Origin of the sequence: Amaricoccus macauensis (assembly GCF_049800915.1) — a bacterium.
In the GTDB taxonomy this organism is placed as follows: domain Bacteria; phylum Pseudomonadota; class Alphaproteobacteria; order Rhodobacterales; family Rhodobacteraceae; genus Amaricoccus; species Amaricoccus macauensis_A.
This window is the reverse complement of the sequence record NZ_JBNAFY010000004.1, coordinates 355256-369263: the sequence shown is the minus strand read 5'-3', so window position 1 is coordinate 369263 and position 14008 is coordinate 355256. Positions and strand designations below refer to the sequence as shown.

13 protein-coding genes are annotated in these 14008 nt (G+C 60.8%); 4 read left to right on the top strand and 9 right to left on the bottom strand.

Annotated elements, in window-relative coordinates; translation table 11 throughout:
* The first annotated feature begins 37 nt into the window (after nt 1–37).
* Together ACP15W_RS12315 and ACP15W_RS12310 are read left to right on the top strand one after the other, a co-directional pair.
* Entirely contained in the window at nt 38–457 is a 420-nt protein-coding gene (locus ACP15W_RS12315) for a hypothetical protein (RefSeq protein ID WP_424933195.1), read from the top strand.
* Nucleotides 454–1137, top strand: a complete 684-nt coding sequence (locus ACP15W_RS12310; RefSeq protein ID WP_424933194.1) for an HTTM domain-containing protein — start codon at nt 454–456, stop codon at nt 1135–1137. The genes ACP15W_RS12315 and ACP15W_RS12310 overlap by 4 nt, the downstream gene beginning before the upstream one ends.
* Nucleotides 1138–1141: 4 nt before the next feature.
* Here ACP15W_RS12310 and hisG read toward each other — a convergent pair whose 3' ends face one another.
* From hisG to ACP15W_RS12285, 5 genes are all read right to left on the bottom strand, one after another.
* Nucleotides 1142–1846: an ATP phosphoribosyltransferase gene (gene hisG / locus ACP15W_RS12305; RefSeq protein ID WP_424933193.1), complete on the bottom strand. Its 705-nt coding sequence runs from the start codon at nt 1844–1846 to the stop codon at nt 1142–1144.
* Complete coding sequence (locus ACP15W_RS12300; RefSeq protein WP_424933192.1) at nt 1840–2991, bottom strand: ATP phosphoribosyltransferase regulatory subunit; 1152 nt, start codon at nt 2989–2991, stop codon at nt 1840–1842. Before ACP15W_RS12300 ends, hisG begins: the two co-directional genes overlap by 7 nt.
* 1 nt (nt 2992) lies before the next feature.
* Nucleotides 2993–4486 carry a histidine--tRNA ligase gene (gene hisS / locus ACP15W_RS12295; RefSeq protein ID WP_424933191.1) on the bottom strand — a complete coding sequence of 498 codons (1494 nt, stop codon included), beginning with the start codon at nt 4484–4486 and terminating at the stop codon, nt 2993–2995.
* A gap of 70 nt (nt 4487–4556) precedes the next feature.
* A complete protein-coding gene (locus ACP15W_RS12290) occupies nt 4557–5033 on the bottom strand; it encodes a flavin reductase family protein (RefSeq protein ID WP_424933190.1) in 477 nt (158 codons plus the stop codon).
* 205 nt (nt 5034–5238) lie between these two features.
* On the bottom strand, nt 5239–5484 hold the full coding sequence (locus ACP15W_RS12285) for a hypothetical protein (RefSeq protein ID WP_424933189.1): 246 nt from the start codon (nt 5482–5484) through the stop codon (nt 5239–5241).
* A gap of 721 nt (nt 5485–6205) precedes the next feature.
* Here ACP15W_RS12285 and ACP15W_RS12280 point away from each other — a divergent pair.
* The gene (locus tag ACP15W_RS12280; protein ID WP_424933188.1) at nt 6206–7369 is read left to right on the top strand and encodes an NAD-dependent epimerase/dehydratase family protein; all 1164 of its coding nucleotides are present in this window, start codon (nt 6206–6208) and stop codon (nt 7367–7369) included.
* Between the two features lie 102 nt (nt 7370–7471).
* Nucleotides 7472–9724, top strand: coding sequence for a DNA topoisomerase IV subunit A (gene parC, locus ACP15W_RS12275; protein ID WP_424933187.1), 2253 nt, complete (start codon nt 7472–7474; stop codon nt 9722–9724).
* A 15-nt stretch (nt 9725–9739) separates the two neighbouring features.
* Here parC and ACP15W_RS12270 read toward each other — a convergent pair whose 3' ends face one another.
* From ACP15W_RS12270 to ACP15W_RS12255, 4 genes are all read right to left on the bottom strand, one after another.
* Nucleotides 9740–10015: a hypothetical protein gene (locus tag ACP15W_RS12270; protein ID WP_424933186.1), complete on the bottom strand. Its 276-nt coding sequence runs from the start codon at nt 10013–10015 to the stop codon at nt 9740–9742.
* A gap of 248 nt (nt 10016–10263) precedes the next feature.
* Nucleotides 10264–10980, bottom strand: coding sequence for a VIT1/CCC1 transporter family protein (locus tag ACP15W_RS12265; RefSeq protein ID WP_424933185.1), 717 nt, complete (start codon nt 10978–10980; stop codon nt 10264–10266).
* A gap of 111 nt (nt 10981–11091) precedes the next feature.
* Nucleotides 11092–13572: a putative bifunctional diguanylate cyclase/phosphodiesterase gene (locus ACP15W_RS12260; RefSeq protein WP_424933184.1), complete on the bottom strand. Its 2481-nt coding sequence runs from the start codon at nt 13570–13572 to the stop codon at nt 11092–11094.
* Between the two features lie 22 nt (nt 13573–13594).
* A complete protein-coding gene (locus tag ACP15W_RS12255; RefSeq protein WP_424933183.1) occupies nt 13595–13876 on the bottom strand; it encodes a PepSY domain-containing protein in 282 nt (93 codons plus the stop codon).
* Between the last annotated feature and the right edge of the window lie 132 nt (nt 13877–14008).

The following is a 14008-nucleotide window of genomic DNA, read 5'->3' as shown; positions in this document are numbered from 1 at the left end:
TTTCCCTGAAGCCACCTGCACGAGAGGAGGCTTCAGGATGCTGCGCATACTGCAATTGCTCGCGCCCGCCCTGATCCCGTCCTGGCGGTTCTTCCCCGAAGTGGGCCCGTCCCCGCGGCTGGAATATGCGATCCTTCCGGAACTGGGAAGCAGCCCTGCGGAATGGATCGCTGCACGCCCGCGCCCCGATCGGGTCAGCATCGCTCTCATGCTGCGCCGGATGTTCTGGAACCCGCGCTGGAACGAAACGCTCTATCTCGTCAGCCTGTCCGAACGTCTCGCGGAATCCCCGACGGCTCACAGCATCGGGGAAATCCGCCGCCGTCTTGCGCGCGACATCGGACCGCGGGATGCGTTTTTCCGTTTTCGCCTCGTATTCATTCATCGGGAGGGCGAAAGGCTTGTCCAGTTCACCGAGTTCGAGTCCGATGTCTATCCGCTGGACAGCACGCCGTGAGTTTCGAGGTCGCCCTTCGCCTGACGGAGATCATTATGGCGCTCTGCTTCCTCCAGCAAAGCGCGGAGCATATGGCGGGCTTCCCGGATGAGCGACGGCTCTATGCCGCCCGCGCCATCCTCAGCGCAGTTCTTCTGACCGGCATCGCCACCCCGATCATCCTCTTGGGCCTATCGGGTATCGTGCTGCTCACTCTGCATCGCTTTCAGGGGCCCTATAACGGCGGCAGCGACCGAATGGGTATTCTCGTGCTTGTCTGCGTTACGGCCGCCCATCTTGCACCGACGCGTGAGCTTGCCGAGACGTTCTACGCCTATCTCGCATTCCAGCTTGTGCTGTCCTATTTCATTTCCGGCTGGGTGAAGGTGAAGAACCAGGAATGGCAGCGGGGAAGGGCGCTCCGGGATGTGTTCCTGTTTTCTGCATACCCGGTCAGCGAAGGTCTTCGCGGCTGGGCGGACCGCCCCCGCGTGCTCCTTGTCATGGGCTGGGCGGTGGTCATTTTCGAGCTCGTCTTTCCACTCGCGCTCTTGCATCCCCTGGCGCTCCATGGAGCCCTTGCGGTCGCAGCCGCGTTCCATTTCTCGAACGCCTGCTTCTTTGGCCTCAACCGCTTCTTCTGGATCTGGCTCTCGGCCTACCCATCAATCATCTGGCTGCAGGGGCGCCTCTTCGTCTGAAGCGTCAGGCCAGTTCTGGCGTGACCGCGCCAATCCGCTCGGAAATCTCGGTCAGTGCCGCCTGCGCCTCCGGCCCCCACGGGGCGGCGCGCGACAAGAACAGCGTTGCCTGGCTCTTCAGGATCGGGCCATCGCCCAGTACTTTCAGATGGTTGTCCCGCAAGGTGGACCCGGTAGAGGTGATGTCGGCGATGGCTTCGGCCGTTAGGTTCTTGACCGAACCTTCCGTCGCGCCCTGACTGTCCACCAACTGATAATCGGCAACCGAATGCGCACGGAAATATTCCCGCACCAGATGATGGTATTTTGTCGCGACACGGAGCCGCAGCCCGTGGGTGCGCCGGAAAGCCGCCGCAGCAGCATCTAGGTCGGACATCGTGTTCACGTCCACCCAGAAGGCAGGCACAGCCACAACCAGATCGGCATGACCGAAGCCCAACTGCTGCATCTCGACGAGCCGTTCCTCCCAGCGCGGGATTTCCTCGTGGACAAGATCCTGTCCAGTCACGCCAAGGTGGAGCCGCCCGGCCGCGAGTTCACGCGGCACTTCGGCGGCCGAAAGCAGCACCAGTTCGACACCGGGAAGATTGACCGTCCCGCGATATTCGCGCCCGAGTTCGCTCCGGGTGATCTCGATGCCGCGGGCACTGAACCACTCGATGGTGGCTTCCTGCAGCCGACCCTTGGAAGGAACGCCGAGTTTCAGCATGGGGAGCTCCCCTGGAGAGCCAGAAGCGCCTCTGGCCGGATGATGCCGCCAACCGCCGGGAGGATCCTGCCGTGGCCTAACACCGCCGTCAGCGCGTCGTATCTTCCACCACTCGCGATGGTCGGCAGGTCCGGGCGACCATCCGCCACGGCTCCAAATACGAAGCCGTCGTAGTATTCCAGTGTCGTGCGTCCGAATTCGGCCTCGAACGCAAGACTTTCGGGCGCGATCCCCCGTGCGGAGAAGGCCTCGAGCCGTTCCTCGAACCGATCGACCGCCGCGCCGAGGGCGGACATATCTTTGGAAATGTCGCGCAACTCGCCCAACGCACCGGCGCATGTGCCACCAATGGCAATGAGGGCTTCGAGGGCGGCAACTTTATGCGGGTCCAGCGGCGGAGTATCGGCTTCGTCCGCCAGACGCTGCACCCGCGCCGCAACTTCTTCCGCGCTGCGCAGTCCGACCGGCACGCCGGCCGCCGCAATGATGTCAGTCAAATCGCCCGATCGCGCGGCTTCGATCAGGTCCGCGCGCGATGCCGCCATCTCTTTCTGGCCATCGCCGAAGCGGTGCAACAAGGCCTGGAAACGTGCTGGCCGCCAAAGATGCCTGCGCAGCGCCGCGCGTCTGGGTGCACTGGTCTCCAACGCCTCTATCCCGGCGATCAGAAGCCCCATATCTCCGGTCACGAGCCGAAGCGGCGCACCCCCCAGTGCGTCTCGGATCAGTCCCAGCACCTCGGCATCGGCTTCGGCCGGCTTGCCTTCGCCAAAAATCTCGATACCGGCCTGCAGATATTCTCGCGGCCTTTCCGAGCCGAATTCCTGACGCCGCCAGACTGGTCCGCAGTAGCTGTATCGCGCGGGCGTGATGCCCCGATCCATGTGCAGCCGAACGATAGGCACCGTGAAATCGGGACGCATCATCATCTCGGCCCGGTCGTCGCGGGTCATGAAGGCGCGAGCGCGAATGTCCTCGCCATAGAGATCGAGCAAGACATCAGCTGGCTGAAGTGAGGCCGGTTCGACACGGGCTGCGCCCGTCTGACCCAAGGTTTCGAGAATGCGTTTCACTTCCACATCGAGCTCGCTCAGTGCGGTTCCGACCCGCGCACCGGGGAGGTAGGCCCTGTCCGCAACGGCCATGTCAGCCCCCCGCCCGGGCGATCATCGCGCGGACTTGGGTGACGAGATCGCCGCGTGCGATCTCCATCTGTGCAGGCTGTGCCTTCCAGTCCTCGCGGGTCTCGATATCCGCGGCGAGCCGCGCACCCAGAGCGAGATCCTTGATTTGCACCATGCCGCGGGCCTTCTCGTCCGCCCCCTCGATCACGGCCACGGGGCAGGCACGGGCATCAGCATATTTCAGCTGTTTGCCCATGTTTCCGCCGCCCATGAAGACTTCGGCGCGAATGCCGCCCGCGCGGAGTTCCGCAGCCATGGCCTGGTAATCGGCCATCCGGTCCTTGTCCATCACGGTCACTACCACCGGGCCGGACGCCACGGTCCCCATTCGGCCCTTTGCCGAAAGCGCTGCGAGGAGCCGATCCACGCCCACTGAGACGCCAGTCGCGGGAACCTTTTCGCCGGTGAAACGTGTCACGAGGTCATCGTAGCGCCCGCCACCGGCAACGGAACCAAACTGCCGCTTGCGGCCCTTCTCGTCGAGTATCTCGAAGGTGAGCTCCGCCTCGAACACCGGTCCGGTATAATAGCCGAGCCCCCGCACCACCGAAGGGTCGATCACCGCGCCCGCACCGCGTGCCGACAGGTGCTCGGCAATGGTCTCGAGTTCCCGCACGCCTTCGAGGCCCACGGCGGAACCGCTCACCAGATCGCGCAGCCGCGAACAGGTCGCCGCCCCGTCTTCGGCGCGCGCGTCCATGAAGCCCAGGATGACGGCTGCCTGTTCCTCGCCCAGACCCGCGCCTTCGGTGAAGTCGCCGCTCTCGTCCTTGCGGCCTGCACCCAGCAGCAAGCGCACGCCTTCGGGGCCGAACCGATCAAGCTTGTCAATCGCGCGCATCACGATACCGCGTCGGGACGCGTCCTTCTCAGGATCGGCAGGGTCAAGCACTCCCGCGACCTCCATGACGCCGTTAAGCACCTTTCGGTTATTGACCCGGATCAGGTAGTCTTGGCGTGCGATCCCAGCGGCTTCGAGAGCTTCCCCGAGCATTCCGCAGATCTCGGCATCCGCGGCAACGGACGCAGAGCCCACCGTGTCCGCATCGCATTGGTAGAACTGCCGGAAACGTCCGGGGCCGGGCTTCTCGTTGCGCCACACCGGACCGACGGCATAGCGCCGGTATGGATTGGGAAGATCGCGCCGGTGCTGGGCAAAGACACGCGCGAGCGGCGCTGTCAGATCGTAGCGCAGCGCAAGCCAACCTTCGTCGTCATCCTGCCAGGCGAAGACCCCTTCGTTGGGGCGGTCGACGTCCGGAAGAAACTTGCCGAGTGCCTCGACCGTCTCCACGGCGGAGCTTTCCAGAGGATCGAAGCCGTAGGAATGATAGACCTGCGTAACGCGCGAGAGCATTTCGGCTCGCGCCGTTACTTCCGGTCCGAAATAGTCGCGGAACCCACGCGGCGTCTGCGCGCGCGGTCTGCGGGGTTTCTTGATCTTTTCCTTGGCCATCGCTTCCACCGGCTCGGCTGTTCGGGCGCCCTCCTAACCCGGAGCAAGGGGCAGGGGCAAGCCGCCCGAGTCAGTCGCCTGCAAAGCTTCCGAAACGCCCGCCCTGGAAGACCAGCGGCTCGACCCTCTGTCGCCAGATACGAAGAACTTCGCCAACGAGGATCACGTGATCGCCCCCTGGGTGCCGTCCGGACACCCGGCACTCGAAGCGCGCGCAATAGCTTGGCAACAGGGGAGTGCCGCCCGCGCCGTCTTCGACCTCTAGCCCGGAGAAATCATTCCCGCAGGCGGCAAAACGCATCGCAAGTTTCCGGTCATGCGCAGGGAGCACGTGGATGCCGAAGTGATCGGTTTCGTCGAAGGCATCGAACCGATCGGAATCCTTGGCAAGCGACCACAGGACAAGCGGTGGATCGAGCGATACGCTGGCAAAACTGTTGACCGTGATGCCGAGCGGACCATGGGAACTGGACGTCGTTATGATCGTCACGCCGGTGGCAAATTGCCCCAGGGTATCTCGTAGTTCCCTCTGATCCATTGCCTGCATCGCGCTCTTCCCGCCAGTGCCTCGCCGCGATCCGCGGCTGAACGAATTGAATGGTAGATCCATCCGGGTGGTGATCTAGCCTCGTTCCGTCCTGCCGGGGCAAAATCTCCAGATCAAAATGCTTACGCCCGAGCCGGCTCCGCTCTATCGGGGCGGCTCGTTCGGATCAAGCCTTCTCACTCCGTGGGCCAAACGTTGGGGTGGTTCACGGATCAACGGTTTCGTTTGAAAGCGCCGCTGCGCGCGCGCGAAGCGCTTCGGCTCTCGCTTGAAGCTCTTCGGCTCCGGTCAGGAGTTCGTCCGCTTCAGGCTCTGCCGCGGCACGGGCCGCGTCAAACTCCGACGTGGGCTCCAGTTCTGGCGGAGGAAGAGCTTCGACCTTGTCCGAAGCTTCTATCCTGGCCTCTTCCGGCGGGCCGCAGGAAGCGACCAGCGTTAGTGCTACTACCATCAGGGACCTGCTAGTCCTGCCCATATCGCTCCCCGCTCCCTAGAGTAGGCCGTCCACCGGATCAGACCCCTTAGCTGCTCACAACAGATGCCGAGCCGGGGCCATGGGTCAATGAACCGAATCTTCTTCGTTGCGTCCACGTTCGACCGCGACCTGCCCATTCTGGCAGTTGAGTCGAAAACAACTCAGCCAATTTCCGCCGAGGTCCCCACAGAAGTAGCCATGAGATTGACGAGTATAGACTTAATAATTTTTCCTTCAAATTATTGGAATTGCCGGCAGAGAGTGTTGCCTTGGAAACACGTCTTATGGCCGGCTGTGCGGCCCGCTCGATAAGGCTCTACCTATAAGAATGTTTCCCTTTCAGTCCGAATTTGTCTTTTTGGGGTCTCCGTTGCGATTTGCTCTACATTCAAGCCCTTCTTTTGGACTCGATGAACGCTCAAGCGTGAAAACACGCAGGTTGAAGCAACCCTTTGGAGAGCGGCTTGAGCATGATGTTGCGTTTGCCTTTTTGTAGGCTGTCCTGTAGAGAAATTGCCGGCGCGAGAGGTTGTGCTTGGTCCCTATTATGTGCGGGATTTGATCGCGAAAAGATCAATTTGCGAGCATTTGTGGGTAGCATGTCAAATAACCCAGAAACTGGCTTCCTCTTGATGCCGATTGTTGAATTCTAGTTGTCGCATCACAGGTAGCGCAGCGTGAAGTGAAGAGGGCGTGAATGGTTGATATTGTTGTATTCGGCGGAGATGGCTATATCGGTTGGCCGCTTGCCCTGAGTCTTGCTGCGACTTACGGTGACAAGTCGGTTCTGATAGTCGACAATTTCTTGACCCGTCGGAATTCAGCCAAGGTCGGCGGCAGCTCTCTCGTCCCTATCAGCAGCATGGACGAGCGAATCAAGGCCTACGAAGAAACCTTCGGCAACAACAACCTGTCGTTCCGCGAGCTGGACAATTCCGACCCGGATGCAGTCACCGAGCTTTTCCGGGAAATCTCGCCGGAGGCTGTCTTCCACCTCGCTCACCAGCGCGCAGCTCCCTATTCGATGCTCGGTCTCAAGGAGACCGTGGAAACCATCGTTAACAACGAGGTCGGTTTCCTGAACCTGATCTGGTCGCTCAAGCTTCGCTGCCCCGATTGTCATCTTATCAAGCTCGGGAGCTACGGGGCCTATGCGCAGACCGGCCTCGATGTGCCCGAAGGCGACGTGCCTATGGCCATTGATGGCAAGACGTCGTCCGTGCCTGTGCCCTTCCCGCGCTCGAGCGATGATTTCTACCACATCACCAAGATCAACGACGGCAAGTTCGCACGCCTCGCAGCGAAGAAGTGGAACCTGCGGATCACGGACGTCATGCAGTCGACCGTATTCGGCGCCATGACGGAACACACCGTGATGGATCCCCGCCTGAGCACCCGTTTCGACTATGACGAGATCCTCGGAACCGTCGTGAACCGGTTCGTGACCCAGTCCATTGCCGGCTATCCGATGACCGTCTATGGGGCCGGGACGCAGACGTCCGGTATCATGGTTCTCGACGATGTCATCAAGGTGCTGACGATGCTGGCCATAGAGCCGCCGGAAGGTGGTCAGGTTCGCATCGTGAATAACAACCCGCGGAGCTACTCGATCAACGAGCTGGCGGAAACGGTGGGCGCGGAAGCGTCGGCTCTCGGCTTCTCCGCTTCCATTGCACGCGATCGCTACAACCCGCGGTTTGAGGATGGTGTCGCTTTCGATACCAAGACCGAAACCAAATTCATCGACGCGCGGATTACGCCGACGCCTCTCAACAAGGCAATTTCGGAAAGTCTGAACTTCCTGGGCCAGTTCCGTTGCGATATCAACCTCAAGTCGATCGAACCCACTCATAGCTGGTAGGGCCCGGTTGAATTTGCCAATGCGCAGCGCTAGGTCCGTGGCGCTGCGTGACGCAAAAGAAGCGATTCCATCGGTCGCTGAACTGCTCTAGAAACCACCCTCATGAGCAGTAATATCGATAACCCGGGCGAACCGGAAAACACTTCGGACAACGCCATAGTCGTGGAACCGCTGGGCCGTGCGCTCGGTGACCGCTATCTGACCTATGCGCTTTCGACGATCATGCACCGTGCGCTGCCGGATGCACGCGACGGGCTGAAACCGGTTCATCGCCGCATTCTTTACGCGATGCGCGGGTTGCGTCTGGACCCTAAGAGTGCGTTTCGCAAATGCGCCAAGATCGTCGGTGAGGTGATGGGTAACTATCACCCGCATGGCGATCAGGCCATTTATGATGCGCTCGTGCGACTCGCGCAGGATTTCGCGGTGCGGTATCCTCTGGTCGATGGCCAGGGGAACTTCGGCAATGTCGATGGGGACAATGCCGCGGCCCAGCGCTACACCGAAGCGCGACTGACGGAAGCCGCTGAGGCGCTCATGATCGGCCTCAATGAGGACTCGGTCGACTTCCGGGATAATTATGACGGGTCCGAAACCGAGCCGGCGGTCCTGCCCGCGGCATTTCCGAACCTGCTCGCAAATGGAGCTTCGGGTATCGCGGTCGGCATGGCCACGAACATCCCGCCACACAATATCGAAGAACTGGTCAATGCCTGCCTGCATCTGATCAAGTTCCCCAATGCCGGCGACGACAAGCTGCTCGATTTCGTGGAGGGCCCTGATTTCCCGACCGGCGGAATCATCATCGAGCCCCGTGCCGCGATCAAGGATGCGTACCGGACTGGGCGCGGGTCCATTCGGCTTCGTGCACGCTGGTCGGTCGAGGATCTCGGTCGCGGGCAGTGGCAGATCGTGGTTACGGAAATCCCTTACCAGGTTCAAAAGGGCAAGCTGATCGAGCGCATCGCGGAACTCATCAACGCAAAGAAGGTTCCGATACTCGCCGATGTGCGCGACGAAAGCGCCGAGGACATCCGCTTGATTCTCGAGCCGCGCTCACGCACCGTCGATGCAAACGTCCTGATGGAAACGCTTTTCCGGAACTCCGATCTCGAGACCCGCTTCTCGATGAACATGAATGTGTTGATCGACGGTCGCACGCCCAAGGTCTGTTCGCTGAAGGAAGTGCTGCGCGCCTTCGTCGATCACCGTCGCGAGGTGCTTCTGCGCCGCTCGCGCTTCCGGCTCGGCAAGATCGCCCAGCGGCTCGAAGTGCTCGAAGGCTTCATCGTCGCCTTCCTCAACCTGGACCGCGTCATAGAAATCATCCGCTATGAGGACGAGCCGAAGGCCGTGCTGATGGCCGAGTTCGAGCTAACGGATGTGCAGGCCGAAGCGATCCTCAACATGCGCCTGCGCAATCTGCGCAAACTCGAGGAAATGGAGCTTCGCCGCGAACGTGACGATCTTCTGGCCGAACGTGACGAACTCCAGGCGCTGGTCGGTTCGGAAGAGTTGCAATGGGCGAAGATCTCGAGCGAGCTGCGCGATATCCGAAAACAGTTCGGCAAGGGATCGCCTGGCGGCGCGCGGCGCACGGAGTTCGCTGACGCGCCCGATATCAAGGAGGTGTCGCTCGAGGCAATGATCGAGCGGGAGCCGATTACGGTCGTCTGCTCGAAGATGGGCTGGATCCGGGCACACAAGGGGCACCTTGATCCCGACAGCGAGTTGAAATTCAAGGATGGGGACGGCCCGGGCTTCTTCCTCCATGCGGAAACCACATCGAAGCTTCTGCTCTTGGGCTCCAATGGGCGGATGTTCACGTTGCAGGCGTCCCAGCTGCCAGGAGGGCGCGGTATGGGCGAACCCGTCCGCTTGATGGTCGACATGCCCAATGAAGTCGAACCGATCTCGCTGCGCGTTCATGAGCCCGGCGGCAAGCTGCTCGTTGCCTCAAGTGCCGGGGACGGTTTCATCCTGCCCGAGGATGAAGCTATTGCCCAGAAGCGCGCAGGCCGGCAGGTACTCAATGTGCGGGACGGTGTGCGCGCCCTGGTTTGCCGCAAGGTCAGCGGTGATCATGTGGCGGCCGTGGGGGAGAATCGCAAGCTTCTGATCTTCCCGCTCTCGGATCTTCCGGAACTGGGCCGGGGCAAGGGCGTACGGCTCCAGCGCTACAAGGATGGCGGTCTGAGCGATGCGATCACCTTTACGCTCGGGGATGGCCTCTCTTGGCTTGACCCCGCCGGTCGCACACGAACAGTCACGGATCTCGGTGAATGGACCGGCCCACGCGCGGGCACTGGTCGCATGGCACCGCGCGGCTTCCCGAAGGACAACCGGTTCGACTGAAACATGCAGGAGGGGTTACCCCCTCTCTGCTACGCGAATGGCCTCGATCAACTCGTTCCGGTCCAGCAGCGAACGCCGCGGGATGTCGAGTTCCCTGGCCTTGCGGTAGAGTTGATCGTCACTGAGCAGGTCATATCTGCCCGCCCCATCAACTGCGTTCCCCGAATCGGGACGTGACAGGTAGATCACGGGCGATTCGCCGAAGCCCGAGCCGGCCCGTTTTCGGTTTTCCACTTTTGAATGTTCGAAGTCTACGACTTCTGCGCGTTTCAGGTCATGTTCGCTTTTCACTTCTGACCCTTTCTGGTGTCTGGTCTTGATGTCACCTGTTCAATGATCTGGCGAGGTTTCAGTTCCTTGCTACCGCGAACATAATGAGCCTGCCTTGACTGAAATCATAATGAAATTAGGTGCGATGGGCGAATTCCTGATCTTCGCGGACCGGGAGAATTTTTGCTCCCGACCTCCACAGATCGACAACCTGCAAAATTGCAGCTCGTTTCACGAACTGCGACTAAGGCGCTAGGCGTCGTGCGAAATCAGAAGGTGAATGCGAGCCCGACCGCATAGGCGACTAGCGCGCAGGTGCCGCCAATGGCCACGGTCTCGCCGACACATCGCAGCAGGGTTCCCGATGTGACTCGCCAGCGCAGGGCGCCGAGACCTGCAAGCGCGAGAAACGTTGCCGCGACAGAAAGGCGGAAGGTCGCGTCTACGGGGTCGAACAAAATGTAGGGCAGGAGGGGCGCGAACCCGAAAAAAATAAAGGAAACGAAGGTCATCGTCGCTCGCCCGGATGGGCTGCTGCCTTCGGGAGAAGCCATGCTCATCTCGTACTGCATCATGAAATCGGCCATGAATTCCGGATTCCGGCTGATGATCCCCGCAGTTTGCTGCGCATCGTCGAACGACATCCCGTGTTTGATCAGGATGTCGACCACCTCTGACCATTCCTGATCGGGGTGCAGCGCGATCTCGGCCTGCTCGCGCTTGCGTGTCGCATCGTAGACCTCCTGCTCGGAGCGGCTAGAGAGAAACTCCCCCAGCCCCATGGCTGTGGCATCCGCGAAGAGGTTGGCGAGCCCGAAAAGGAGCACGGCAACACCACCGATCGCACCGGCCTCATGCGCGCCATAGCCTGCAAAGCCCGCTACCACTGCAAAAGTGGTGACGATACCGTCATTCCCACCATAGACGATCTGCTTGAGAAACGTCTCGGCGTGTCCCATTCCGCGATCTTGAGAATTGTCGGTCACTCGGGGGCCATCCTGCTGGGCCAAGCTGCCTGAACGCAATCCGCACTGTTCGAAGAAGCATAGCCGGATGCAATGGACTGCAGAAGCGGAATGTCCTTGGGCCGAAGGCAATCAGGCCACGTCGCTGGCCTTTGGTGCCTCCAGCAGCAGGCTCGAGATCTCCTCGGTCGAGACCGCGCGGCTGAAGAGCCAGCCCTGAACCTCCGTACAACCCTCGAGTTCAAGATGTTCAAGCTGGTTCAGTGTTTCCACGCCCTCTGCGGTGGTGGACATGCCCAATGTACCGCCGAGGCTCACGATTGCGCGCACGATGGCCTGTGCATCCACATTGCCATGCAGATCCCGGATGAAGGACTGATCGATCTTGATCTTGTCGAACGGGAACTTGCGCAGGTAGGCGAGCGAGGAATACCCGGTCCCGAAATCGTCCATGGCAATCCGCACACCGAAGTCGCGGAGCTGGTTCAGGATTTGCAGGGTCTCGTCGGTCTGGTTCAGAAGCACCGTCTCGGTAATCTCGAGTTCCAGCCTGTGTGGTTCGAGGCCCGACGCCTTCAAGGCGCCCTCGACCTCCTCGACCAGCCCGCTCGTGCTGAACTGCACGGGCGAGAGATTGACTGCGACCCGCACATTGCGCGGCCAGTTGCTGGCATCATGGCAGGCCTGGCGCAGAACCAGTCCGCCGATCTCGGGAATCAGCCCGATCTCCTCGGCAAGCGGAATGAAGTCTGCTGGCGGGATCTCGCCGCGTTCGGGATGCGTCCAGCGCAGAAGCGCTTCGCAACAGGCGAAATCCCCCGACGACACGTTGACGATCGGCTGGTAGCGGACGCGGAACTCTCCGTTCGCGAGGGCCCGTCGCAGATCGATTTCGAGCCGCCGGCGTTCCTGCATCAGTTCGTCCATCGCCACTTCGAAGAAACGGAAGACGCCCCGTCCATCGGCCTTGGCCCGGTAAAGCGCCATGTCGGCGGCCTTCACGAGTTCATCCGCGTCGGTCGTGTCGCCGGGTGCCAGCGCAATTCCGATGCTCGATCCGATGACGATCTGGTGGCCCTGGATTTCGAAGGGGCACTTCAGAGCCCCGATGATCCGCTCTGCAAGCGAGGAGGGCAGGTCGTCGTCGGTATCGACCTCCTGAATGATGGCAAACTCGTCCCCGCCTAGGCGGGCCACGAGGTCGTTCTTGCGCACGCATGCGAGAATTCGCTTCGAGACTTCCTGCAGCAGCCCGTCGCCCACCGGATGTCCGAGCGTGTCATTGACGGCCTTGAACCGGTCAAGGTCGAGGCAGAGAACCGCCAGCTTCGCTCCACGCTCCACCCGTGCGAGCTCACGGTCAAGGGTGGCTCGGAAAGTGATCCGGTTGGGCAGGCCTGTCAGATTGTCATGGTGTGCCAGATGCTCGATCCGCGCCTCGGCCAGCCGCTGCTCCGTTATATCAGTGAAGGTCAGGACCCAGCCTCCGCGAGGCATGGGCGACTGATGTGCCGAAACCACCCGATTGCCGCGGATCGTCTCGATCCAATGGCTGTTGTCGCGAGAGGCAACAGGCGCGGTAATGCGGCGCATGATGTCGGAAAGGTCTACATCGGGATAGTTGCCCGCCTCCTTCATCAAGCTGAATACAGTCTCGATCGGAGTGCCTTCCGGCATGTCTGCGGGATCGACGGCATAGATTTCGTGGAATCGGCGGTTGCTGACGAGCAGGCGGTTTTCACTGTCGAACATGCAAAGTCCGACGATCATGTTGGTGAGTGCGGCATCCAGTCGCCGGTTGCGTTCGGCAATCTCCAGCTCGGAGTTCGTTATGAGTTCCTGTTGTGCTGACTCGACTTCGTCGATGAGGCCGGAAAAGGCGCGCGACAGAAATCCGATCTCATCCTTTCGCGTGAGAAGGTCCGACGGAATATCCCTGTCGCGCGACCCGCGCATGTCGAGCATGGACTGTGCAAGGCACTGAATCGGAGCAACGATCATCCTGTTGAGAATGACAAGAAGCAGCGCGACCATCGCGAGAGCCAAGCCCAGTGCCAGCATGGCCTGATTGAAGATTTCTCCCAGCAGTTCGGACTGAAGACCTTGGGTGTCCCAGACGGCCATCACTGCGCCGATAGCAGGGCCGCCATTCTGCGCGCGCACAGGAACAGCCATGACATGATAGTTCCCGACCTCGATCGCCCCTGCAGTGCTTCCCTGGAGAGCAGTGCGGATGACCGGGTCCATCCGCGTGATGTCGAATGTTATGGGGTCTTCGGAACCGAACGTCTCACGCACATCCATGTCCGGCAGAATGAGCTGCAAGAACCGCAAGTCCGCCGGAACATCCTGACGGTTCTCCTGGTTCTCGACGAGATCATCGAACACCGCCTGGAATTCCGATGTTGTCCCGGTTTCGAACAACGGCCGGGCCATATGGGCCAGGTGCCACGTCTGGTCCATGCTGGCGCGGCGGGCCATGTGGACTGCCGAATTGAACTCGAAAAAGCTCTGCATTCCGATGACGGCGGCAAAGCAGGCGAACAGCCCCGGCAGAAGCAGCGAGAGAATCCTGAGGCGCACGGAGCGCAACCAGGTTGGCAGTTTGGCCATTTTCGAGGCTCCGAACGTCATCCTAGCGATGTTTGATGAGAGCGACTTCGCCGGTCAGCGGCTCGAGATAGATCGCGAAGCGCTCGCCGTCCTGCACCACTTTGGCCTCGATGCAATCGTCCCGGCTGCTAAGGACGGCATTGCCCGGATACCCGAGCTGGCTAAGACGTGCGCGGATGCGGTCATCCGAGAGCCAATCGCTCCGAGGGCCGCCATCGCAAATGTCAGGAGTTGCAGAAACTGCGCCAAGCGCAATCGCGCAAGCCGCCATGCCGCAAGCAGCAACCGTATCCAACCGTGTCATCCCCGACCCCCACTAGATCACACGGGATTGTCGGGGAGAGAAGCGAAAGCCGGGTTAAGCAATCTGCCTAACTGTCTGACCTTATATTAAAAAATATAAATGGAACTAAGTAGAACTGAATTCAAAAGAAAC

Bases quoted from the DNA above. Each gene is read 5' to 3' on its own strand.
- ACP15W_RS12315 (WP_424933195.1), top strand. From the start codon at position 38: ATGCTGCGCATACTGCAATTGCTCGCGCCCGCCCTGATCCCGTCCTGG.
- hisG (WP_424933193.1), bottom strand. From the start codon at position 1,846: ATGCTGAAACTCGGCGTTCCTTCCAAGGGTCGGCTGCAGGAAGCCACC.
- ACP15W_RS12300 (WP_424933192.1), bottom strand. From the start codon at position 2,991: ATGGCCGTTGCGGACAGGGCCTACCTCCCCGGTGCGCGGGTCGGAACC.
- hisS (WP_424933191.1), bottom strand. From the start codon at position 4,486: ATGGCCAAGGAAAAGATCAAGAAACCCCGCAGACCGCGCGCGCAGACG.
- ACP15W_RS12290 (WP_424933190.1), bottom strand. From the start codon at position 5,033: ATGCAGGCAATGGATCAGAGGGAACTACGAGATACCCTGGGGCAATTT.
- ACP15W_RS12285 (WP_424933189.1), bottom strand. From the start codon at position 5,484: ATGGTAGTAGCACTAACGCTGGTCGCTTCCTGCGGCCCGCCGGAAGAG.
- ACP15W_RS12280 (WP_424933188.1), top strand. From the start codon at position 6,206: ATGGTTGATATTGTTGTATTCGGCGGAGATGGCTATATCGGTTGGCCG.
- parC (WP_424933187.1), top strand. From the start codon at position 7,472: ATGAGCAGTAATATCGATAACCCGGGCGAACCGGAAAACACTTCGGAC.
- ACP15W_RS12260 (WP_424933184.1), bottom strand. From the start codon at position 13,572: ATGGCCAAACTGCCAACCTGGTTGCGCTCCGTGCGCCTCAGGATTCTC.
- ACP15W_RS12255 (WP_424933183.1), bottom strand. From the start codon at position 13,876: ATGACACGGTTGGATACGGTTGCTGCTTGCGGCATGGCGGCTTGCGCG.